At 59.8% G+C, this 24015-nt stretch carries 18 protein-coding genes; 6 read left to right on the top strand and 12 right to left on the bottom strand.

Going from position 1 to position 24015, the window contains the following annotated elements; genetic code table 11:
* Positions 1-179: 179 nt before the first annotated feature.
* Positions 180-1643 (bottom strand): glyceraldehyde-3-phosphate dehydrogenase, encoded by a 1464-nt coding sequence (locus JN524_RS20105; RefSeq protein WP_003226583.1) that lies wholly within the window; start codon positions 1641-1643, stop codon positions 180-182.
* Positions 1644-1997: 354 nt separating this feature from the next.
* Between JN524_RS20105 and mfd the strand changes: the two genes are divergently transcribed.
* From mfd to JN524_RS20120, 3 genes are read left to right on the top strand one after another with little or no spacing between them, the layout of a single operon-like run.
* Positions 1998-5447, top strand: a complete 3450-nt coding sequence (mfd, locus tag JN524_RS20110) for a transcription-repair coupling factor (protein WP_202370463.1) — start codon at positions 1998-2000, stop codon at positions 5445-5447.
* Positions 5448-5457: 10 nt separating this feature from the next.
* Entirely contained in the window at positions 5458-6024 is a 567-nt protein-coding gene (locus JN524_RS20115) for a CsiV family protein (RefSeq protein ID WP_202370464.1), read from the top strand.
* 11 nt (positions 6025-6035) lie between these two features.
* A complete protein-coding gene (locus tag JN524_RS20120; RefSeq protein WP_202370465.1) occupies positions 6036-8726 on the top strand; it encodes a DEAD/DEAH box helicase in 2691 nt (896 codons plus the stop codon).
* A 140-nt stretch (positions 8727-8866) separates the two neighbouring features.
* Here JN524_RS20120 and JN524_RS20125 read toward each other — a convergent pair whose 3' ends face one another.
* The 3 genes from JN524_RS20125 to JN524_RS20135 form a co-directional block, all read right to left on the bottom strand.
* Positions 8867-9604 carry an S-methyl-5'-thioinosine phosphorylase gene (locus JN524_RS20125; protein ID WP_202370466.1) on the bottom strand — a complete coding sequence of 246 codons (738 nt, stop codon included), beginning with the start codon at positions 9602-9604 and terminating at the stop codon, positions 8867-8869.
* Positions 9605-9615: 11 nt separating this feature from the next.
* Positions 9616-10626 carry a beta-N-acetylhexosaminidase gene (nagZ, locus tag JN524_RS20130; RefSeq protein ID WP_202370467.1) on the bottom strand — a complete coding sequence of 337 codons (1011 nt, stop codon included), beginning with the start codon at positions 10624-10626 and terminating at the stop codon, positions 9616-9618.
* Positions 10627-10784: 158 nt separating this feature from the next.
* Complete coding sequence (locus tag JN524_RS20135; protein WP_007961819.1) at positions 10785-11492, bottom strand: TetR/AcrR family transcriptional regulator; 708 nt, start codon at positions 11490-11492, stop codon at positions 10785-10787.
* A gap of 229 nt (positions 11493-11721) precedes the next feature.
* Between JN524_RS20135 and lexA the strand changes: the two genes are divergently transcribed.
* Positions 11722-12330: a transcriptional repressor LexA gene (gene lexA, locus JN524_RS20140; protein WP_003226590.1), complete on the top strand. Its 609-nt coding sequence runs from the start codon at positions 11722-11724 to the stop codon at positions 12328-12330.
* Between the two features lie 10 nt (positions 12331-12340).
* On the top strand, positions 12341-12814 hold the full coding sequence (gene sulA / locus JN524_RS20145) for an SOS-induced cell division inhibitor SulA (protein ID WP_202370468.1): 474 nt from the start codon (positions 12341-12343) through the stop codon (positions 12812-12814).
* 94 nt (positions 12815-12908) lie between these two features.
* On the opposite strand, the gene JN524_RS20150 is transcribed toward sulA, so the two are convergent.
* From JN524_RS20150 to JN524_RS20180, 7 genes are all read right to left on the bottom strand, one after another.
* Positions 12909-13142: a hypothetical protein gene (locus tag JN524_RS20150; RefSeq protein ID WP_003226592.1), complete on the bottom strand. Its 234-nt coding sequence runs from the start codon at positions 13140-13142 to the stop codon at positions 12909-12911.
* A 106-nt stretch (positions 13143-13248) separates the two neighbouring features.
* Entirely contained in the window at positions 13249-13773 is a 525-nt protein-coding gene (locus JN524_RS20155; RefSeq protein WP_202370469.1) for a DUF6586 family protein, read from the bottom strand.
* 143 nt (positions 13774-13916) lie between these two features.
* Positions 13917-16547 carry a type I DNA topoisomerase gene (topA, locus tag JN524_RS20160; RefSeq protein ID WP_202370470.1) on the bottom strand — a complete coding sequence of 877 codons (2631 nt, stop codon included), beginning with the start codon at positions 16545-16547 and terminating at the stop codon, positions 13917-13919.
* Positions 16548-16661: 114 nt separating this feature from the next.
* Positions 16662-16898 carry a DUF1653 domain-containing protein gene (locus JN524_RS20165; protein ID WP_202370471.1) on the bottom strand — a complete coding sequence of 79 codons (237 nt, stop codon included), beginning with the start codon at positions 16896-16898 and terminating at the stop codon, positions 16662-16664.
* A 99-nt stretch (positions 16899-16997) separates the two neighbouring features.
* Positions 16998-18173, bottom strand: coding sequence for an acetyl-CoA C-acyltransferase FadA (fadA, locus tag JN524_RS20170; RefSeq protein WP_047600135.1), 1176 nt, complete (start codon positions 18171-18173; stop codon positions 16998-17000).
* 29 nt (positions 18174-18202) lie between these two features.
* On the bottom strand, positions 18203-20350 hold the full coding sequence (gene fadB, locus JN524_RS20175) for a fatty acid oxidation complex subunit alpha FadB (RefSeq protein ID WP_024013640.1): 2148 nt from the start codon (positions 20348-20350) through the stop codon (positions 18203-18205).
* Positions 20351-20877: 527 nt separating this feature from the next.
* On the bottom strand, positions 20878-21315 hold the full coding sequence (locus JN524_RS20180) for a hypothetical protein (RefSeq protein WP_202370472.1): 438 nt from the start codon (positions 21313-21315) through the stop codon (positions 20878-20880).
* Between the two features lie 103 nt (positions 21316-21418).
* Between JN524_RS20180 and JN524_RS20185 the strand changes: the two genes are divergently transcribed.
* Entirely contained in the window at positions 21419-21856 is a 438-nt protein-coding gene (locus JN524_RS20185) for a universal stress protein (RefSeq protein WP_098964814.1), read from the top strand.
* A 174-nt stretch (positions 21857-22030) separates the two neighbouring features.
* Here JN524_RS20185 and JN524_RS20190 read toward each other — a convergent pair whose 3' ends face one another.
* Complete coding sequence (locus JN524_RS20190; RefSeq protein WP_202370473.1) at positions 22031-23953, bottom strand: ATP-binding cassette domain-containing protein; 1923 nt, start codon at positions 23951-23953, stop codon at positions 22031-22033.
* Positions 23954-24015: the final 62 nt, after the last annotated feature.

The raw sequence follows: 24015 nt of genomic DNA on the forward strand, positions 1-24015 counted from the left end.
GCCATCGCTGGCAAGCCAGCTCCCACAAGGTCTTGAGGCGTACATGCCATTACGCAGCCTGCCAGGAAACCTGTGGGAGCTGGCTTGCCAGCGATAAGGCCGGTACAGGCAATTGAGATCTGCCAGGCATAAAAAAACGCCCCGACCTAAGTCGGGGCGTTTTCATTTGCAGTCAAAGCTTAGCGCGGGAACGCTGGCGGGTTTACACCGGCCATGTCTTCCATCACGCGAACCACCTGGCAGCTGTAGCCGAACTCGTTGTCGTACCAGACGTACAGCACAACGCGGTTGTCCTGAACGATGGTCGCTTCAGCGTCGACCACACCGGCGTGACGCGAGCCCACGAAGTCGGTGGACACCACTTCCTGCGAGTTGACGAAGTCGATTTGCTTGTGCAGATCGGAGTGCAGCGCCATGTAGCGCAGGTACTCGTTCATCTCTTCACGGCTGGCGGCTTTCTCGAGGTTCAGGTTGAGAATGGCCATCGACACGTTTGGCGTCGGAACGCGGATCGCGTTACCGGTCAGCTTGCCGGCGAGCTCAGGCAGGGCCTTGGCAGCGGCGGTGGCAGCACCGGTCTCGGTGATGACCATGTTCAGCGCGGCGGAACGGCCACGGCGATCGCCCTTGTGGAAGTTGTCGATCAGGTTCTGGTCGTTGGTATACGAGTGAACGGTTTCGACGTGACCGTTGATGATGCCGAACTTGTCATTCACAGCCTTCAGCACCGGCACGATGGCGTTGGTGGTGCAGGAAGCGGCGGACACGATCTTGTCGTCAGCGGTGATTTCGTTGTGGTTGATACCGTGAACGATGTTCTTCAGCTTGCCTTTGCCAGGCGCGGTCAGAACAACGCGAGCGACACCCGGGCATTGCAGGTGCTGACCCAGACCATCGGCGTCACGCCACACACCAGTGTTGTCCACCAGCAGCGCATCTTTGATGCCGTACTGGGTGTAATCCACCTCGGTCGGGTTCTTCGCGTAGATCACCTGGATCAGGTTACCGTTGGCGGTGATGGTGTTGTTTTCTTCGTCGATGACGATGGTGCCGTTGAACGGACCGTGTACCGAATCGCGACGCAGCAGGCTGGCGCGTTTGGTCAGGTCGTTTTCGGCGCCTTTGCGCACGACGATGGCACGCAGACGCAGACCGTCGCCACCACCGGTTTTCTCGATCAGGATGCGCGCCAGCAGACGGCCGATACGACCGAAGCCGTACAGCACAACGTCAGTGCCTTTGCGGGCCGAAGCGTTTTGCTGACCAACCACGTCAGCCAGTTCTTCACGCACGAACTGCTCGGCGCTGCGGCCATTGCCTTCGCTGCGGAATTTGAACGCCAACTTGCCCAGATCTACCGAAGCCGCGCCGAGCTTGAGCTCGCTCATGGCTTTCAGCAGAGGGAATGTTTCGTGGACGGAGAGTTCGCTATCGTCGGAGGAACGGTGGCGAGCAAAGCGGTGAGCTTTGAGAATCGCGATGACAGACTGGTTGATCAGGCTGCGGCCATAGATCGAGCTCACCACGTTGTTATTGCGGTAGAGCTGACCGATAAGCGGAATCATCGCTTCTGCGAGTGCTTCACGGTCGATCCATTCACCAAGACACTGGTCGGGCTTCTGAGTCACGGGAACCTTCCACATGTAGGGGCAGAAAAAAGGGGCTACATTATGCCGCCGAGAACCTCTTGTAGCAATGCGCGCTTGTCGCGCAATCGGTAACAAAATTCCGTTCAAAAAAATTACGCCCCGCGCCAGCCCAGTAAAACCGGGGCTTCCAGCGCAGTCAATTTTTCGACGACTGTTAGACGATGTCTGTAACCCTCCGTAACACCAGTCGATTTCGGCACTACATAACCACTAAAAAAGTGCTCGTTTTTATGGTTACCACTACATTTTGCGCAAAGCGCGAAGATAGACGCAGTCTGCAACTGACAGCCGGCACCGGACGCCGCTACAATTACCGACTTTGTCGCAAAGCCTGGAGCTCAACCTTCCGTGCCCGTTCTGCGTCTACCGCTTCTCCCTGCCGCGGCAGGTAAACAGCATTGGGGCAACCTGCCCGGTGCTGCCCTCAGCCTCGCGATTGCCGAGGCTGCCAGCGCTGCCAAGCGCTTCACCCTGCTACTGACCGCCGACAGCCAGAGTGCCGAACGGCTGGAACAGGAGCTGAGTTTCTTCGCCCCGGATTTGCCCGTGCTGCATTTCCCCGACTGGGAAACCCTGCCGTACGATCTGTTCTCGCCGCACCAGGACATCATTTCCCAGCGCATCGCCAGTCTATATAGGCTGCCGGAGCTGGCGCACGGCGTGCTGGTGGTGCCGATCACTACCGCCCTGCATCGCCTGGCGCCGACCAAGTTTCTGCTCGGCAGCAGCCTGGTGCTGGATGTCGGGCAGAAGCTCGATGTCGAACAGATGCGCTCGCGCCTCGAGGCCAGCGGCTATCGCTACGTCGATACGGTCTACGAGCACGGCGAGTTCACCGTGCGCGGCGCGCTGATCGACCTGTTCCCGATGGGCAGCAAACTGCCCTATCGCATCGACCTGTTCGATGACGAAATCGAAACCCTGCGCACTTTCGACCCGGAAAACCAACGTTCCATCGACAAGGTCGAATCGGTCAAACTGCTGCCGGCGCGAGAATTTCCGCTGCAGAAAGATGCGGTCACCCGCTTCAAGGCGCGTTTCCGCGAGCGTTTCGACGTCGACTTCCGGCGCTGCCCGATTTTCCAGGACTTGAGCAGCGGCATCACACCCGCCGGTATCGAGTACTACCTGCCGCTGTTCTTCGATGAAACTTCGACGCTGTTCGATTACCTGCCGCAGGACACTCAGGTGTTCTCGTTGCCAGGCATCGAACAAGCGGCAGAAAATTTCTGGAACGACGTGCGCAATCGCTACGAAGAGCGCCGCGTCGATCCATCGCGTCCTTTATTGCCGCCAGCGGAATTGTTCCTGCCGGTGGAAGACTGCTTCGCCCGCCTCAAGAGCTGGCCACGCGTAGTCGCCAGCCAGCAGGACGTCGAATCCGGGGCCGGCCGCGAACGCTTCCCGGCGCAAGCGCTACCAAACCTGGCGATCGAAGCCAAGGCCACACAACCGCTGGCGGCGCTCTCGGCATTCCTCGACGAATTCCCCGGACGCGTGCTGTTCACCGCCGAATCCGCGGGCCGGCGTGAAGTCCTGCTGGAGCTGCTGGAACGTCTGAAGCTGCGGCCGAAAACCGTCGACAGTTGGCCGGACTTCGTTTCGAGCAAGGATCGCCTGGCGATCACCATTGCGCCGCTCGACGAAGGCTTGATGCTCGATGACCCGGCGCTGGCGCTGGTGGCCGAGAGCCCGCTGTTCGGTCAGCGAGTCATGCAGCGCCGCCGTCGCGAAAAGCGCGCCGACGCCAACAATGATGCGGTGATAAAGAACCTTACCGAACTGCGCGAAGGCGCGCCGGTGGTACACATCGATCACGGTGTCGGGCGTTATCTGGGCCTGACGATTCTGGAGATCGACAACCAGGCGGCCGAATTCCTCACCCTCGAATACGCGGAAAACGCCAAGCTCTACGTGCCGGTGGCCAACCTGCACCTGATCGCGCGTTACACCGGCAGCGATGACTCACTGGCGCCGCTGCACCGCCTCGGCTCCGAGACCTGGCAGAAAGCCAAGCGCAAGGCTGCCGAACAGGTGCGCGATGTCGCTGCTGAATTGCTCGACATCTATGCCCGTCGTGCCGCCCGCGAAGGCTATGCATTTGCCGACCCGAAAGCCGATTACGCAACCTTCAGCGCCGGCTTCCCGTTCGAAGAAACCCCGGATCAGCAAGCCACCATCGAAGCCGTGCGCGAAGACATGCTCGCGCCGAAGCCGATGGATCGCCTGGTCTGCGGCGACGTCGGTTTCGGCAAGACCGAAGTGGCGATGCGCGCCGCGTTCATCGCCGTGCACGGCGGGCGTCAGGTGGCGATTCTGGTGCCGACCACCCTGCTCGCCCAGCAACACTACAACAGCTTCCGCGACCGCTTCGCCGACTGGCCGGTGACCGTGGAAGTGATGAGTCGCTTCAAATCGGCCAAGGAAGTGAATGCAGCGATCGCCGACCTGGCGGAAGGCAAGATCGATATCGTCATCGGCACGCACAAGCTGCTGTCCGACGACGTGAAAATCAAAAACCTTGGGCTGGTGATCATCGACGAAGAGCACCGCTTCGGTGTCCGTCAGAAAGAACAGCTCAAGGCTCTGCGCAGCGAAGTCGACATTCTCACCCTGACCGCCACGCCGATCCCGCGCACGCTGAACATGGCAGTGTCGGGCATGCGTGATCTGTCGATCATCGCCACGCCGCCGGCGCGACGCCTGTCGGTGCGCACCTTCGTCATGGAGCAGAACAAGAGCACGGTCAAAGAGGCCCTGCTGCGTGAACTGCTGCGCGGTGGGCAGGTTTACTACCTGCACAACGACGTGAAGACCATCGAAAAGTGCGCGGCGGATCTCGCCGAACTGGTGCCGGAAGCTCGGATCGGCATCGGTCACGGGCAGATGCGCGAACGCGAACTCGAACAGGTGATGAGCGACTTCTATCACAAGCGCTTCAACGTGCTGATCGCCTCGACCATCATCGAGACCGGCATCGACGTGCCGAGCGCCAACACCATCATCATCGAGCGCGCCGACAAGTTCGGTCTGGCGCAATTGCACCAGCTGCGCGGACGTGTCGGCCGCAGTCACCACCAGGCTTACGCGTACCTGCTGACCCCACCGCGCCAGCAAATCACTTCGGATGCTGAAAAGCGGCTGGAAGCGATTGCCAACACCCAGGATCTGGGCGCCGGATTCGTGCTGGCAACCAACGACCTGGAAATCCGTGGCGCCGGCGAACTGCTGGGCGACGGCCAGAGTGGGCAGATTCAGGCCGTGGGCTTCACGCTGTACATGGAAATGCTCGAGCGCGCGGTGAAGTCGATCCGCAAGGGCGAACAGCCGAACCTCGATCAACCGCTCGGCGGTGGCCCGGAGGTCAACCTGCGCGTGCCGGCGCTGATTCCGGAAGACTATCTGCCGGACGTTCACGCCCGCCTGATTCTGTACAAGCGCATCGCTTCGGCCACCGACGAGGAAGGCCTGAAGGATCTGCAAGTGGAGATGATCGATCGTTTCGGCCTGCTGCCGGAGCCGACCAAGAATCTGGTGCGCATCACTGCACTAAAGTTGCAGGCCGAACAACTGGGCATCAAGAAAGTCGACGGTGGCCCGCAGGGTGGACGCATCGAGTTCGCCGCGCAGACGCCAGTCGATCCGATGACCTTGATCAAACTGATCCAGACTCAGCCAAAACGCTACAAATTCGAAGGCGCGACGATGTTCAAGTTCCAGGTGCCGATGGAACGCCCGGAAGAGCGCTTTAATACTGTAGAGGCGCTGTTCGAGCGCCTCCTCCCGAAAACCGTTTGAAGGACGCCGCATGCGCCTGTTTCGCTCACTGACATTGCTACTGACTTTCGTAGCACCGATGGCGTTTGCCGATGACCTGTATCAGGTCGAAATGATTCTGGTGCGCCAGAACGCTGTGCCGGCTATCGTCGCCCGCGCCGCCCCGGAAGACTGGGCCGCCGGCGCTCAACGCCTGGGCGATGACAGCCTGCGCACGCCGGCGCTCGGCGACGTTGCCAGCAAACTCAGCGCCAGCGGTGATTACAGTGTGCTGATGCACAAGGCCTGGCAGCAGACCCTCGGCGAAGCGCCGACCAAGGTGGCCGTCAGCGACGGCAAGGAACAGTTCGGCCAGTTCCCGATCGAGGGCACGCTGGAAATGAAACTCGGGCGCTTCACCGACGTGAACGCCGACTTCTGGGTCAACCAGATCGACGCCAACGGCCTGGTCACCGCCAGCGAACGCCTGAAGCAGGAAAGCCACACCAAAAACGGCCAGCTCAACTATCTCGACAACGGCCACCTGGCCCTGCTGATCAAGATCACGTCCCTGACGGCGCCCGCCCCACGGCAAGCCCCTGAAGCGATTCCGGACTGATCGAAGTCCTTATGTCCCCGCCCCTGAGTAAACCGTTGGCACCCTCCTGGGTCAGCCGATTCAAGGAACAGAGCCTGGAGCGTGGCCGCCGCTACGCCCTGGAAAACCGGGTACGCATCGCGCAGGTGGGCGATGCGACCATCACCGCCAGTTGCGAAGGCTCTGGCGGTAACGTCTACCGTCAGACCATTCACCTGCGCGAGTCAGCCAAAGACACCCTATTGCTGGTTGACGCCACCTGCACCTGCCCGGTGCGCAACAACTGCAAACACTGCGCTGCGGTACTCCTGCAAGTGCAGGAAACCCTCGAATACCCTGCCGCCGCCAAAGACGCCGAACTGCTGGAAAAACTCCAGGCAGTTTTGGAAAACCGCAGCCCCAAGGCGCCGCCGCAAGTGCTGGTGGACAACGTGCAACCGCTGCCGCGCCTGTGGCTGGCCAGCGTCGAGTTCAGCGCGTTCGAGCCGCGCAACGGCAAGATGCAGCGCTATATTCAGCATCGGGCGGCGCTGTCGTTCAGCTATCTGGATGAATACGTCAGCGGGCAGAAAAACAGCGACATTCTGATTCGTCAGGAAACCCAGACCCTGCGGATAAAACGCCATCCGGAAGTGGAACAGTCCTACCGCGAACAGTTAAGAATCCTCGGCTTTCGTATCGCCACGCGCCAGAGCAAAGCGCTGCCGGAAAGCGCCGGTGAGCTGTACGAGATGGTCAACGACAGCGCGTGGCTGACGTTCACCCTCAACGAACTGCCGAAGCTGCGCACCCAAGGCTGGGAATTGCAGATCGACGAGGAGTTCGGTTTTGACCTGACCGCCGTCGACGACTGGTACGCCACCGTCGAACAGGCGCCGGAACGCGACTGGTTCGATCTGGAATTGGGGATCATCGTCAATGGCGAACGCCTGAGCCTGCTGCCGATCCTGCTCAACCTGATGCGCTCGCACGCGGAAATCCTCAATCCGGAACGCTTGGCGCGGCGACGCGATGACGAGCTGATTCTAGTCAATATTCCGCAACGCAACAGCGAGCACGGGCCACTGCAAGTGGCGCTGCCCCTTGGCCGACTGAAACCGGTATTGGCGACGCTGGGCGAGTTCTACCTGCAGGAGCCGGGCGAAACCACCCTGCGCTTGAGCAAGGCCGATGCCACACGCCTCAACTCGCTGGAAGGCATTCCCCTGCTGTGGGAGGGCGGCGAGCAGATTCGAAGTTTCGCCCAACGCCTGCGCGACATCCGCGACTACAGTGCACAAGCGCCGAAGGGCTTGAACGCGACGCTGCGTCCCTATCAACTCGAAGGCTTGAGCTGGATGCAGTCGCTGCGTCAGCTCGAGGTCGGCGGGATTCTGGCGGACGACATGGGGCTGGGTAAAACCCTACAGACTCTTGCGCATATTCTCAGTGAGAAAAACGCCGGACGCCTGGATCGGCCATGCATGGTGGTGATGCCCACCAGCCTGATCCCGAACTGGCTCGATGAGGCTGCGCACTTCACGCCGCAACTGAAAGTGGTGGCGCTGTACGGTGCCGGCCGTAAAAAGCATTTCGAGCATCTGGCCGACTTCGACCTGATTCTGACCACGTACGCGCTGCTGCCCAAGGACGTTGAGCGTCTGGCACAACAGCCGTTGCACGTTCTGGTACTCGACGAAGCGCAGTACATCAAGAACCCCAACAGCAAGGCCGCGCAGGCCGCTCGCGAACTCAATGCGCGGCAACGCCTGTGCCTCAGTGGCACACCATTGGAAAACCACCTTGGCGAGTTGTGGTCGCTGTTCCACTTTCTGCTGCCGGGTTGGCTCGGCGATATCAAAAGCTTCAATGCCGACTACCGCGTGCCGATCGAAAAACGCGCCAGCGAAGTCAGGCTGCAGCACCTCAATGGACGGATAAAGCCGTTTCTGCTGCGCCGCACCAAAGAACAGGTGGCCACCGAACTGCCGCCCAAGACCGAGATCATCCACTGGGTTGATCTCAATGAGGCGCAGCGCGACGTTTACGAAACCATGCGCCTGGCGATGGACAAGAAAGTCCGCGACGAGATCACTCGCAAAGGCGTGGCGCGTAGCCAGATCATCATTCTTGAAGCCCTGCTCAAACTGCGTCAGGTCTGCTGCGATCTGCGCCTGGTCAACGACGCCACCCTGCCCGCCCGTGGCAGCACCTCGGGCAAACTCGACAGCCTGATGGAAATGCTCGAAGAGCTGTTCGAAGAAGGTCGGCGGATTCTGTTGTTCTCGCAGTTCACCTCGATGCTGTCACTGATCGAAGACGAACTGAAAAAACGCAACGTGGCCTACGCCTTATTGACGGGCCAGACCCGCGATCGGCGCACGCCGGTGAAGGAATTCCAGAGCGGCAAGCGTCAGATCTTTCTGATCAGCCTGAAGGCCGGCGGCGTCGGCTTGAACCTGACCGAAGCGGATACGGTGATCCATTACGATCCGTGGTGGAACCCCGCCACCGAGAATCAGGCGACTGACCGCGCGTATCGAATCGGTCAGGAGAAACCGGTGTTCGTCTACAAGATGATCGCACGGGGCACAGTGGAGGAGAAGATTCAGCACCTGCAGAAGGAAAAGTCTGACCTGGCAGCGGGCGTACTGGATGGGCGCAAGGCCGGGGACTGGAAACTGCAGAGCGATGATATCGAGGCGCTGTTTGCGCCGTTGCCGGATAAGCTCGACAAGCGCTGAGACCCTCCCTGCCAGTTAGAGAGCTATCGCTGGCAAGCCAGCTCCCACAAGGTTATGAGTCGAACACAAAACTGTGATTCAACTCGATACCTGTGGGAGCTGGCTTGCCAGCGAAGGGGCCAAATCGGTCTCGGTCAGACTCAGCCCTTGAGCACTCGCGCCAACGTCGATTTCACCTTGCCCATCCCGTCATGCAGCGCCTGCTCGATCTCGGCCATGGTGATCACCGCCGTGGTCTTGCCTGCTGCCGGGTTCACCACCAGCGACAGGCAGGCGTAATCCAGATCCAGCTCACGGGCCAATGCCGCTTCCGGCATGCCGGTCATGCCGACGATGTCGCAGCCATCGCGCTCCAGACGCACGATCTCGGCCACGGTTTCCAGACGCGGGCCCTGGGTGCAGGCGTACACGCCCTGATCGCTGTATTCGCAGCCTTCGGCAGCCAGCGCGGCGATCAATTGCTGACGCAGCGGCTCACTGTAAGGGAAGCTGAAATCGATATGGGTGACATGCTCCAGGTCATCAGCGAAAAACGTGTGTTCGCGGCCACTGGTGTAATCAACGATCTGATGCGGCACGCAGAAATGGCCGGTGCCCATCGCCGGATGAATCCCGCCCACCGCATTGACCGCGATGATCGCCTCGGCGCCGGCCTGCTTCAGCGCCCACAGGTTGGCGCGGTAGTTGACCTTGTGCGGCGGGAAACGGTGCGGATGGCCGTGACGGGCGAGGAACAGAACTTCCTTGCCGGCGTACTCGCCGATCTGCACGTCGGCCGATGGCGCACCGTAGGGCGTGTCCACCGCCAGCGACTGGCGAATGGTCAACCCTTCGAGCTGGGTCAGACCGGTGCCACCGATGATTGCGTAAACCGTCATAGCAAAAATCCTTAATCGATCAGTTGAGCGTCTTTGAGCGCGCCGATGGCGGTGAGCCAGCGCGGATCCTGGCGGTAATCGGTACTGGCGAACGCCTGCCCGCGCATCCGCGCAATGCGCGCGGACGGCGTGACCTTCATCCGTTGCGCAGCACTCAGAGCCAGTTCGGCCGCAGCGCGATCGTTGCACACCAGGCCCATGTCGCAGCCGGCAGTCAGCGCGGCTTCGATCCGGCTGGCGGCGTCGCCGACCACGTGGGCGCCGGCCATCGACAGGTCGTCGCTGAAGATCAAGCCGTCGAACTGCAACTCGCCACGCAAAATGTCCTGCAACCAGCGGCGGGAGAATCCGGCCGGCTGCGAATCGACTTGCGGATAGATGACGTGGGCGGGCATGACCGCCGCGAGCTGCTTGCTGAGTCTGGCGAACGGTACGAGGTCGTTGGCGCGGATCTCGTCGAGGCTGCGCTCGTCATTCGGGATCGCGACGTGGGAGTCGGCTTCGGCCCAACCGTGACCGGGGAAATGCTTGCCGGTGGCGGCCATGCCCGCGCTGTTCATACCACGAATGAAGGCCCCGGCGAGCAACGCAGCGCGCTCGGGATCACCCTCGAACGAACGGGTGCCGACCACGGCGCTGCGCTGGTAATCCAGATCCAGCACCGGGGCGAAACTCAGGTCGAGGCCGACCGCCAGCACTTCGGTGGCCATGATCCAGCCGCATTGTTCGGCGAGGTATTCGGCGTTCAGGTTGTCGGCGATGGCACGCATCGCGGGCAGGCGCACGAAGCCCTGACGCAGACGCTGCACGCGGCCGCCCTCCTGATCGACCGCCAGCAGCAGATCCGGGCGAACGGCGCGGATCGCGGCGCTCAGCTCGCGCACCTGGCGCGGATGCTCGATGTTGCGGGCAAAAATGATCAGGCCGCCCACTTCGGGCTGACGCAACAGTTGGCGATCTTCGGCCGTCAGCCAGGTACCGGCGACGTCCACCATCAACGAGCCTTGCAGGCCAGCAGTCATAGAGATTCCTTGAAAACGAAAAACCCGATCCGCACAACATCGCCACCGAGGGCAATGCCCGGCAGGCTGGCGATGTTGATCGGGAACGGGTTCAGAACGAGAGTCGGCATGGGCGGCTAGCTTAGCGGATGTAAACTGCCGCGCCCACCCGTGTGCGGTTAAACCTTGGCGGCCACCGGAGTCGACTTGCTGCGCGGGCGAAGCTGCGCAGTCGCCATCGCCGGGTCGGTGACACCGGTTTCGGCACGCATGCCGGCGGCGAGGAACGGCACCATCAGACGCATCACCTGTTCGATTGAGGTGTTGACGCCAAAATCGGTCTCGGCAATTGCGCGCAAGGCCTTGATTCCGGACATGCTAAAGGCCGCAGCGCCGAGCATGAAGTGTACGCGCCAGAACAGCTCGATTGGCGGAATCCGCGGAGCCGCTTCGTTGACCAACAGCATATAGCGGCGGAACACCTTGCCGTACATGTCTTCCAGATAACGACGCAGGTGACCCTGGCTTTGGCTGAACGCCAGGCCGAGCAGGCGCATGAAGATCGACAGGTCGTTACCGCTGCGTGGCTGCACCACCAGTGCCTGCTCGACGAGAATCTCCAGCAGCTCTTCAAGAGTCGGCTTGTTCTCAGGCTTGGCCTGACGCCGCTCCAGCTCCTTGTCGAGGCTGATGCAAAACGGCCCGAGGAAGCGCGAGAAAACCGCCTGGATCAGGGCTTTCTTGGAGCCGAAATGATAATTCACCGCCGCCAGGTTTACCCCGGCCTTGCTGGTGATCAAACGCAATGAGGTTTCGGCGAAACCTTTCTCCGCGAACAACTGCTCGGCAGCATCAAGAATGCGTTCAACGGTTTCCGACTGGGCCATGGCTACTCCGCCTGACAAACACTTGTTTGAAACATACGTTTCAGCCTAAGCCTTGTCAAGCCTGCCAGTTCGTTTTGGGAATGGTCGGTCAGCTATTTAACCACACTCGCCCGGCGCATTAATAAGCACGGCAACCGACCGTCCGGCGGTCTGCAAAAAAACGGGCATTGCCAAGACCGCTTCACTGTATATAATCCCAGTCACTGTATAAAAAGACAGAGCGATCAATATGCTAAAGCTGACGCCACGCCAAGCCGAGATTCTGGCCTTTATCAAACGTTGCCTCGAAGACAACGGCTACCCGCCAACCCGCGCGGAAATCGCTCAGGAACTGGGTTTCAAGTCGCCCAATGCGGCGGAAGAACATCTCAAGGCCCTGGCCCGCAAAGGCGCTATCGAGATGACCCCGGGCGCCTCCCGCGGCATTCGCATCCCCGGCTTCGAAGCCAAGGCTGACGACTCTACCCTGCCGATCATTGGTCGGGTCGCTGCCGGCGCACCGATCCTCGCCCAGCAACACATTGAAGAGTCCTGCAACATCAACCCGGCTTTCTTCCACCCTCGCGCTGATTACCTGCTGCGCGTGCACGGCATGAGCATGAAGGACATCGGCATTTTCGACGGTGATCTGCTGGCGGTTCACACCACCCGCGAAGCACGCAATGGCCAGGTTGTCGTGGCACGGATCGGTGATGAAGTGACGGTAAAGCGCTTCAAGCGCGAAGGCAGCAAAGTCTGGCTGATTGCCGAAAACCCTGAGTTCGCCCCTATCGAAGTCGACCTGAAAGATCAGGAACTGGTGATCGAAGGCTTGAGTGTCGGCGTAATCCGCCGCTAAAGGAGGCTTTATGCAGTTCCCACACACACCTCAGCAAACACAACTGCCTTTATTCGAAGCGTTTCTGGCACAACCAATGACGCCGATCCTGAAAGATGTGGTCGAGCGCCCATGGATGGCCGAACCGGAAGTATTCAGTGAGCTGTCACTGCGCGGTGCGGCCGGGAACTGCCTGAACCTGCTGGCCCCGATCCTTCGCGAACTGAGCGAGGATCAGGATGCACGCTGGCTGACGCTGATCGCCCCTCCAGCCAGCCTGACCCAGATCTGGCTGCGAGAGGCCGGCCTGAACCGTGAACGCATTCTGCTGCTGCAACCTCGTGGTGCGCAAAGCGCTCAGCAACTCGCCTGCGAAGCACTGCGCCTGGGTCGTAGCCATACGGTGGTAACCTGGCTCAACCCGCTGAACACAAGTTCTCGGCAACAACTGATCAGCGCAGCCCGCACGGGCGACGCTCAGAGCCTGAACATTCGATTGGGTTGATTCACTTGTAACGCGCGCTGTGTGAAGCGCATGGCTTCTCCAGGGACAGAGAAGCCGACTTGATGCGGTAGCGGCAAGCGCTGACAGGCGGGGCTCAGTGAAGAACCCGCGGCCCTTCTTCCTTATCAAATTCGCCTTCGACCATACGGCCGGCCATCTGTACGCCGACGCTCAACATCGCCTTGGCGATTTCCACGTGCTGGCCTTGCAGGAACGCCTTGGCATCCTCGGAGAAATCCAGCGTCACCAGAGAACCCTCGTCCTCAGCCCTGCGCAGTTCGATTCGGCCGTCTGGTAACTCGACAATTTCTAGAAAGGACGTTGGCATATAGGTCTGTTCTCCACGAAAGGCAGGGATTATATAGACATCATTCAGGCTTCGCTCGGGATCTTGACCAGCAGCATGTTTCAGATTGCCACCGTGTCAATTGCCGTCAGCATTCGTTCAACCCTTCGCGAAAGCGGATGGCCAGACCTTTAAGATGCTGGCGCCAGCTCTCCAGCTCTTCCCGACTCAATTCCTGTGGCTCCTCTTCTTCATCCAGGTTAACCGCCTGAATCAATGGCTGCGTCACATCCCCCTTGGGCTTGTGGGGCACCCGTGGCGGCTGAAACAACGCCGAGTGCGCTGCCAGCAGTTTCGCCAGCCAGGTTTGAGGGTTACCAGCCAGCTCAACCATCTCGGCCAGCTCAGGGATCGCAATCGATTCCAGGACTTCGCGAGACAGCAACGCTTCTGCTCGCGATGCATTGGCCTGAGGCAGACGATAGAAACCGGCGATCTCGTGACACAGTCCCAGAAGCGCGCCATAGAGGTGAAACAATGCTGATTCGCGGCCAGCCTGAATCAGCGCCAACGAATTCATCGCCCGCCCCTCTTCGGCGCGAGCCAGAGCCTCCAGCGACAGGCCGGCGAAATAGATCTTCTGATTGGTGCGGGTATAGAGTTCGTGCGCCATGCCGGCAGTCTCCACAGCGAAATAATTGCGTCACACAGACCCGACAGTGTCGTGGATCAACGGATCCGACCGCAAGCACAAAACAAAAAGGCCGCATGAAAACCCGAGGGTCACCATGCGGCCTTTTTGTATCAGGCTAGCGCTTACTCAGCCTTGGCTTTTGTGCGCTTGTCTTCAACAGTCCACTTGCCACCGTCGTAGTAAGCCTTCCAGCCGGTAGGCTTGCCGTCGACCTCGGTCTGCACATATTGCTCCTTGGTCTTGCGGCTGTAACGGATTACTGCCGGCAGTCCATCGGGATCCTTCTGTGGTGCTTCGCAGAGGAAGTGGTACTTCGGATCGATCTCATCCTTGTGCGGCAGAATCTCGATCACCAGCGGAGCACGAGTCTCGCGGTTTTTCGGGAACTGGCTGGCCGCCAGGAACAGACCGGAAGCACCGTCGCGCAGAATGTAGGTGTCGTTGACCTTCTCGCATTTCAGCTCAGGCATCTTCACCGGATCCATCTTCGGCGGCGCCGCGTCACCGCTCTTGAGCAGTTTGCGGGTGTTCTTGCAGGTCGGGTTGGTGCAACCGAAGAACTTGCCGAAACGGCCAGTCTTGAGCTGCATCTCGCTGCCGCACTTGTCGCACTCCAGGCTCGGACCCTCATAGCCCTTGATGCGATAGTTGCCTTCCTCGATTTCGTAGCCGGCGCAATCCGGGTTGTTACCGCAGATGTGCAGTTTGCGCTTCTCGTCGAGCAGGTAGGCGTCCATCGCGGTGCTGCAGATAGGGCAGCGATGCTTGCCGCGCAGCACCAGCGACTCCGACTCGCCCTCGTCGTCCGCAGCGATCTCGTCGCCCGGCACCAGGTTGACGGTGGCCTTGCAGCGCTCTTTTGGCGGCAGGCTGTAGCCCGAGCAACCGAGGAACACGCCGGTCGATGCCGTACGGATCTGCATCGGACGACCGCACGTGGTGCACGGAATATCAGTCATGACCGGCTGGTTGGCACGCATGCCGCTTTCCGGGTTCTCGGCCACTTCGAGCTTCTTCTTGAAGTCGCCGTAGAACTCGTCCAGCACGTTTTTCCAGTCGCGTTCACCCTGAGCTACATCATCGAGGTTCTCTTCCATGCCGGCGGTGAAGCCGTAGTCCATGAGGTTCGAGAAGCTCTCCGACAGACGCTCGGTGACGATATCGCCCATCTTTTCCGAATAGAAACGACGGTTGTGCAGGGTCACGTAGCCGCGATCCTGAATGGTCGAAATGATCGCTGCGTAGGTCGAAGGACGACCGATGCCGCGTTTTTCCATTTCCTTGACCAGGCTGGCTTCGGAGTAACGGGCCGGCGGCTTGGTGAAGTGCTGCGACGGATCGAGCTTGATCAGCTTCATCGCATCGCCCTGCGCCATGTCCGGCAGAACATCGTCATCGCCAGGCTTGGTGATTTGCGGCAGAACGCGGGTGTAACCGTCGAACTTGAGGATGCGGCCCTTGGCACGCAGCTCGAAGTCGCCAGCGGCAACGCTGACGGTGGTCGAAAGGTATTGCGCCGGGAGCATCTGGCAAGCGAGGAACTGGCGCCAGATCAACTCGTAGAGGCGCTCAGCATCACGCTCCATGCCTGCAAGCTTGCTTGGCGTGGTGTTGGCATCGGAAGGACGAATCGCTTCGTGAGCCTCTTGTGCACCTTCTTTGCTGCTGTAGACGTTCGGCGTTTCCGGCAGGTACTTCTTGCCGAACTCGTCCTCGATATAGGTACGCGCCATCGCCACGGCATCGGCCGAGAGGTTGGTCGAGTCGGTACGCATATAAGTGATGTAGCCGGCTTCGTACAGACGCTGGGCCATCATCATGGTTTTCTTCACGCCGAAGCCCAGGCGGTTGCTCGCGGCCTGCTGCAGGGTGGATGTGATGAACGGCGCCGACGGCTTGCTGCTGGTCGGCTTGTCTTCGCGCTTGACGATGCTGTAGCTGGAGGACTTGAGCTTCTCCAGCGCGGCTGCGGCCTGAGCTTCGTTCAGCGGTTTGAAGGCTTCACCCTTCTCGCGCGCCACTTCGAAACGTACGGTCGAACCCTTGGCGGTGCCGAGGTCGGCGTGCACTTCCCAGTACTCTTCCGGGTTGAATGCACGAATCTCGCGCTCACGCTCGACCACCAGCTTCACGGCAACCGATTGCACGCGACCGGCCGACAGGCCACGGGCGATCTTGGCCCACAGCAACGGCGAGACCATGTAACCCACGACGCGGTCGAGGAAACGACGCGCCTGCTGGGCGTTCACACGATCGATGTCCAGCTCGCCCGGCTCGGAGAAGGCTTCCTGAATCGCCTTCTTGGTGATTTCGTTGAACACCACGCGCTTGTAGCGGCTGTCGTCACCACCGATGGCTTCGCGCAGGTGCCAGGCAATGGCTTCCCCCTCGCGATCCAAGTCGGTTGCGAGATAGATGGTGTCAGCATCCTTGGCGAGCCGGCGCAGCTCTTCGATGACCTTCTCTTTACCCGGGAGGATCTCGTACTGGGCTTTCCAGCCATGATCGGGATCGACACCCATGCGCGAGACCAGTTGCTTGCGCGCTTTCTCTTTCGGTGTGAGCACCGGCCCTTCGCCCGCGGCAGCCTTGCCGCGTTTGGCGGCTGGCTCTTTGCTGGCGCTAGCCGAACCGCTGGTGGGCAGGTCTCGGATATGGCCGATACTCGACTTCACCACGTATTGGTTGCCCAGATACTTGTTGATGGTCTTGGCCTTAGCCGGGGATTCCACAATGACCAGCGATTTGCCCATGGATCAGAAAATTCCTGAATTCTAGAAGTGAAAGGCGGTTGGCGCCTGACGCGGCACCGCTATATATAGTGGCTACAAGGTGAGGTCAAGCACAGGGTTCCGTGCGCACTCGCCTTATGCCTTGGAAAAAAGGCTCGGTTCGGCTTGCACCAAAGCAAAGCGTGGCACCTGCTCGCCGTCAACCTCGACCGACTCGACGAACATGCTCAATGGGCGTACCCAAAAGCCGTAATCGCCATACAGGGCTTGGTAAAAGACCACTTTTTCTTCGGTCTCGGAGTGCCGCGCAACACTGAATACGCGGTACTGCGGACCTTTGTAATGTTGGTAGAGCCCAGGTTGTATCGGCATGCTTCGGCCCTCACTCAAATTTTTTCAAAATAAATACAAAAATAAATCCGCAAAAACAAAAACCGGGGCACTTGGCCCCGGCTTCCATCGACGAGACGCTTAAACGCGTTCGAAGACGGTGGAGATGCCTTGGCCGAGACCAATGCACATGGTGGCCACCCCGAAGGTGCCGCCATTCTGCTTCATCACGTTCAGCAAGGTGCCGGAAATACGGGCACCGGAGCAACCGAACGGGTGACCCAGGGCGATCGCGCCGCCGTGCAGGTTAACCTTCTCGTTCATCTTGTCGAGCACTTTCAGATCTTTCAGCACTGGCAGGGCCTGTGCAGCGAAAGCTTCGTTGAGCTCGAAGAAGTCGATATCGTTGATGCCAAGGCCCGCACGCTTCAGGGCTTTTTGTGTCGCCGGCACTGGACCATAGCCCATGATTGCCGGATCCACACCCGCCACTGCCATCGAACGGATCACGGCCATCGGCTGGATCCCCAGATCCTGTGCACGCTGCGCCGACATCACGATCATGCACGAAGCACCATCGGTGATCTGCGACGAAGTACCGGCAGTCACGGTACCGCCCTTTGGATTGAAGGCAGGCTTGAGGGCCGCCAGACTTTCCAGGGTGGTTTCCGGACGAATGGTTTCGTCGTAGTCGAAAAGCTTCAGGAAGCCGTTTTCGTCGTAGCCCTGCATCGGGATGATTTCGTCTTTGAACTTGCCTTCCACCGTCGCTTTATGGGCGAGCTGGTGGGAGCGCACGCCAAAGGCGTCCTGCTGCTCACGAGTGATGCCGTGCATCTTGCCGAGCATTTCTGCGGTCAGACCCATCATGCCCGAGGCTTTCGCCGCGTACAGCGACATGTGCGGGTTCGGATCGACACCGTGCATCATGCTCACGTGGCCCATATGCTCGACGCCCCCAACCACGAACACGTCACCGTTACCGGTCATGATCGCTTGCGCTGCAGTGTGCAGGGCGCTCATCGACGAGCCGCACAGACGGCTGACGGTCTGGCCGGCCGAGGTGTGCGGAATCTGGGTCATCAGCGACGCCATGCGCGCGATGTTCCAGCCCTGCTCCAGGGTCTGGTTCACACAGCCCCAGATCACGTCCTCGACTTCAGCAGGATCGACCTTGGCGTTGCGTTCCAGCAGTTTGCTGATCAGGTGCGCCGACATGTCTTCGGCGCGGGTGTTGCGGTGCATGCCGCCCTTGGAGCGGCCCATCGGAGTACGACCGAAGTCGACAATCACGACGTCTCTAGGATTCAAGCTCATAAGTTCACTCTCACTCTAGTTGGGGGCGCTTAACCGAAGAAGCTCTGGCCGTTTTTGGCCATTTCACGCAGCTTCGCGGTCGGGTGGTACAGCGCGCCCAAATCAGCGTACTGGTCAGCCAGGGCAACGAACTCGGCAACACCGATCGAATCGATGTAGCGCAGCGCACCGCCACGGAATGGAGGGAAACCGATACCGTAGACCAGACCCATGTCGGCTTCGGCGGCAGTTTCAACGATGCCGTCTTCCAGGCAACGCACGGTTTCCAGGCACAGCGGGATCATCATCCAATTGATGATGTCTTCGTCAGTGACTTCGCGCTGCTCGTAAACGATCGGCTTGAGCACTTCCAGCACCGACGGATCGGCAACCTTCTTCTGCTTGCCTTTCTTGTCGGCTTCGTAAGCGTAGAAGCCCTTGCCGTTCTTCTGACCCAGACGCTTGGCTTCGTAAAGCACGTCGATGGCCGAACGACGGTCATCCTTCATGCGATCCGGGAAACCTTCAGCCATCACGTCACGACCGTGGTGACCGGTGTCGATGCCGACCACGTCCATCAGGTACGCCGGGCCCATCGGCCAGCCGAATTTTTCCATGACTTTGTCGATGCGGACGAAATCCACACCAGCGCTGACCAGCTTGGCGAAACCGCCGAAGTACGGGAACAGAACGCGGTTGACCAGGAAACCCGGGCAGTCGTTTACGACGATCGGGTTCTTGCCCATTTTCTTGGCGTAGGCAACGGTGGTGGCAATTGCCAGCTCGCTGGACTTCTCGCCACGGATCACTTCCACCAGCGGCATCATGTGCACCGGGTTGAAGAAGTGCATGCCGACGAAGTTTTCCGGACGCTTGAGGGCCTTGGCCAGCAGGCTGATGGAAATGGTCGAGGTGTTGGACGCGAGGATGGTGTCCTCTTTGACCTTGTCTTCGACTTCAGCCAGTACCGCTTGCTTGACCTTCGGGTTTTCGACCACAGCCTCAACAACCAGGTCGACGTGACCGAAGTCGCCATAGGACAGGGTCGGACGAATGCCGTTGAGTACTTCAGCCATTTTCGCAGCGGTCATGCGACCTTTGTCAACGCGACCAACCAGCAGTTTGGCGGCTTCGGCCAGACCCTGCTCGATACCGTGCTCGTTGATGTCCTTCATCAGGATCGGCGTGCCTTTGGAGGCCGACTGATAGGCGATACCACCACCCATGATGCCGGCGCCGAGTACGGCTGCCTGCTTCACGTCCTTGGCGATTTCGTCGTAGGCCTTGGCCTTTTTCTTCAGTTCCTGATCGTTCAGAAACAGGCCGATCAAGCTCTGCGCGGCAGAGGTCTTGGCCAGTTTGACGAAACCTGCAGCTTCGACTTCCAGCGCCTTGTCACGACCGAAGTTCGCGGCTTTCTGGATGGTCTTGATCGCTTCGACCGGCGCCGGGTAATTCGGACCAGCCTGCCCTGCCACGAAACCTTTGGCGGTTTCGAAAGCCATCATCTGTTCAATGGCGTTCAACTTGAGTTTTTCAAGTTTTGGCTGACGCTTGGCCTTGTAATCGAACTCGCCGGAGATGGCGCGCTTGATCAGTTCAAGGGCAGCTTCCTGCAACTTCTCTGGAGCAACCACGGCGTCGACGGCGCTGACTTTCAGCGCGTCTTCAGGACGGTTTTCCTTGCCGGCGGCAATCCATTCGATGGCGTTATCGACGCCAATCAGGCGCGGCAGACGCACGGTGCCGCCGAAGCCTGGATAGATGCCCAGTTTGACTTCCGGCAGACCGATCTTGGCCTTGGTCGACATGACGCGGTAGTCCGCCGCCAGGCACATTTCCAGACCGCCACCCAGGGCGATGCCGTTAATCGCGGCCACGGTCGGAACGTTGAGGTCTTCGAAATCGCTGAAGATCTTGTTGGCTTCGAGATTGCCAGCAACCAGCTCGGCATCCGGCAGCTTGAAGTTATCGACAAATTCGGTGATGTCGGCGCCGACGATGAACACGTCCTTGCCACTGCTGACGATCACGCCCTTGATCGAAGCATCTGCCTTGATGGTGTCCACGGCCTGACGCAGTTCGTTCAGGGTAAGACGGTTGAACTTGTTGACGGACTCACCCTTGAGGTCGAATTTCAATTCGACGATGCCACTTTCAAGAGCTTTAACCGTGATGGCTTTACCTTCGTAAATCATCAACTGATCTCCACGATATGGAAGCTGAACAGTACACGTCGGACGCAGGTAAACGGCTCGGCAGGACGCTTTTTCGTCGATGCTGACGCCAATCCACCCGGCACACCCGCCAACGCGATAGTCGGGATTCTGTAGGAGCAGTCTGTAAGACAAACGCTCAATTCATACGCCCGTTTGATTTGGGTACGTCACCTTCACGGAATTTCCAACAATTGTCAATCGCCCAAAATACGGGTTGAAATGCGACTTTGTGGTCATTTCCGTTGCACACAGATCCGCAACACGCAGCCGCATGCAAAGCCATTCATAGAATCAATAGTTAGAAAAGTCGCCCTAATTACCGGCGAGCCTTGCTTAACAGGCTACGCTGGCTGGACTACAGGGAGAATCGCTGACCGCGAAAAGCCGAGTCAGCGATAAAAACAGTTACCGGCCTGCCTGGCCACCCCGCCCGATGAATCATGTCGGGCTTTTTATTGCTCGTCTGCCGGACGCTCCCCACCCTTGCAGTGGGAAAAGTCCGCGAATCAGGCCAGCGCTTTCAGAGTCGCGTCGATATCCTGCAAAACCGTGGCTTCGCCCTTCTCACCCCAGTACAAGGCGATCATCTGCTTGTCGGCCTCGATTTTGAACACGTTGCCCGGCAACTTTTCGAAATGATCGAGCAGCAAGCGGTCCTCGCAGACTTCCTGCCACTGATTGACCCATACCCCCGGCGATTTCTGCCAATAGGCCCAGCACGCCGGCTGGGTGCCACGCCGTGGCCGATGGTATTGCGCGCACGGGCTGGGCGGCTCCTGAGACAGCCAGTGTGGCCACTCCTGAGGCGCCAGCTGCATGGCCAGCCCGATGCGCCGCGCCTCCATGCGCAGGGCCATGCGGCCGCTCTGCGCGCGCGATGGGCGCAACCATGCCAGTGGACTCAAAACCACCAGCAGGATTGACACCACCAACCAGACCGTCATATCTCTACTCCCGACTTAAGGTGAGCGCATTGTGTCACTTTGGAACCAATGCGCTTGAAACCAGCCATACTTAACAATATTGAACCGTCACGAGGAGCACCTCATGCCCTACAACCATATCCTGGTCGCCGTAGACCTGACCGAAGAGTGCGACCCTGTGATTCACCGCGCCCGAGAGCTGTCGGCGAGCAATGGCGCCAAGCTGTCGCTGGTGCATATCGTCGAACCGATGGCGATGGCGTTTGGCGGCGACGTGCCGATGGATCTGTCACAACTGCAACAGCAGCAGTTCGATCAGGCCAAGGAGCGACTTGAACGCCTGAAAGCCAAATACGCCGAACTTGAGGGCGCCAATTGCCACCTGACCTATGGCCAGCCACGCCAGGAAATCCATCATTTCGCCAAGGAAAACCATTGCGACCTGATCGTAGTCGGCAGCCACGGCCGTCATGGTTTGGCGCTATTGCTGGGCTCCACAGCCAACGACGTGCTGCACGGCGCGCCTTGCGATGTGCTCGCGGTGCACCTGATCAAACGCTGAAACACAAAACCCTGTGGGAGCGAGCTTGCTCGCGAAGGCGTCGGCACATTCAGCATTAATGCCGCTTGGCACACCGCATTCGCGAGCAGGCTCGCTCCCACATCAGGTCTCCACCCGTATATGAAAAGCCCGGCGCTCATCACTGAACGCCGGGCTTTTTTGTTACCGGATCAATCAGGCATCCAGCTCGGCCCAACGCTCGACCAGCGTATCGAGCTCAGCCTGCAACTGCTCCAGCGAAGCAATCACCTTGGCCGTTTCTGCCGGCGGACGCTGATAGAAACCAGCTTCAGCCATCTCAGCCTCGACCGCAGCGATCTGCTGCTCCTTGGCATCGATGTCGCCCGGCAACGCTTCCAGTTCGCGCTGCAGCTTGTAGCTCAACTTTTTCTTTGCAGCCGGCGCGGCAGCGACAGGTGCGGCCACCACGGCGGGCTCAGCGGTGACCACCGCCGAATTCAGGTCAGCCTTGCCCGACTTGCTCTCGGTCGCGCCCAGCAGGCGCGGCGAACCGCCCTGACGGATCCAGTCCTGATAGCCGCCGACGTATTCACGCACCTTGCCTTCACCTTCGAAGACCAGGGTGCTGGTGACCACGTTGTCGAGGAATGCCCGGTCGTGACTGACCATCAGCACAGTGCCGTTAAAGGTCAGCAGCACTTCTTCGAGCAGTTCGAGAGTTTCCACGTCGAGGTCGTTGGTCGGTTCGTCGAGTACCAGCAGGTTCGCCGGTTTGCTGAACAGCTTGGCCAGCAGCAAACGCGCACGCTCACCACCGGACAGAGCCTTGACCGGCGTGCGCGCACGCTGCGGGCTGAACAGGAAGTCACCGAGGTAGCTCAGGACGTGACGGCTCTGGCCGTCGATATCGATGAAGTCGCGACCTTCGGCGACGTTGTCGATCACGGTCTTTTCCAGATCCAGCTGATGGCGCAACTGGTCGAAGTAGGCCACGTCGATCCGAGTACCCTCTTCCACCTTGCCGCTGGTCGGTTGCAGACCGTTGAGCATCAGTTTGAGCAAGGTGGTCTTGCCGGTACCGTTGGCGCCGAGCAGACCGATACGGTCGCCGCGCTGCAGGACCATCGAGAAGTCCTTGATCAGGAACGGGCCATCCGGGTGATGGAAGCTGACATTTTCCAGCACCATCACTTGCTTGCCGGACTTGTCGGCAGTTTCCAGCTGGATATTCGCCTTGCCGGTACGCTCGCGACGCTCGCTGCGCTCAACACGCAGGGCTTTCAGGGCTCGGACGCGACCTTCGTTACGGGTCCGACGGGCCTTGATGCCCTGGCGGATCCACACTTCTTCTTGGGCGAGACGCTTGTCGAACAGCGCGTTGGCGGTTTCTTCTGCGGCCAGCGCGGCCTCTTTGTGCACCAGGAAGCTGGCGTAGTCGCCGTTCCAGTCGATCAGGCCGCCGCGATCCAGTTCGAGGATGCGCGTAGCCAGGTTCTGCAGGAAAGAACGGTCGTGCGTGATGAACAGCACGGCGCCCTGGAAATCCTTCAGGGCTTCTTCGAGCCAGGCAATCGCACCGATGTCCAGGTGGTTGGTCGGTTCGTCGAGCAGCAGCAGATCCGGTTCGGACACCAGCGCCTGCGCCAGCAGCACCCGACGACGCCAGCCACCGGACAACTCGGCGAGGGTCTTGTCGGCCGGCAGTTGCAGGCGGCTCAGAGTGCTGTCGACCAGGGTCTGCAAGCGCCAGCCGTCACGGGCTTCGAGGTCATGCTGAACGTGCATCAGCTTGTCCAGATCGGCGTCGGTAACGATGTTCTGGCTCAGGTGATGGTATTCGGCGAGCAAGGCGCCAACGCCGTCGAGGCCTTCGGCAACCACGTCGAATACGGTCCGCCCGTCGGCCACCGGCAATTCTTGCGGCAATTCACCGATTTTCAGACCGGGGGCACGCCACACCGAGCCGTCATCGGGCTTCTGGTCGCCCTTGACCAGTTTCATCATGCTGGATTTGCCAGTGCCGTTGCGGCCGATGATGCACACCCGCTCACCACGGGCGATCTGCCAGGACACCTTGTCCAACAACGGCATCGCGCCGAATGCAAGGGACACATCGCTGAATTTGAGCAGGGTCATGAGCTTCTCCAAAAACCGGGCGCGCATTCTACCTGAGTTAGGCTCTCAGCAGGCCGGCAATT

Source organism: Pseudomonas sp. MWU318, from assembly GCF_016756945.1.
Lineage (GTDB): Bacteria > Pseudomonadota > Gammaproteobacteria > Pseudomonadales > Pseudomonadaceae > Aquipseudomonas > Aquipseudomonas putida_A.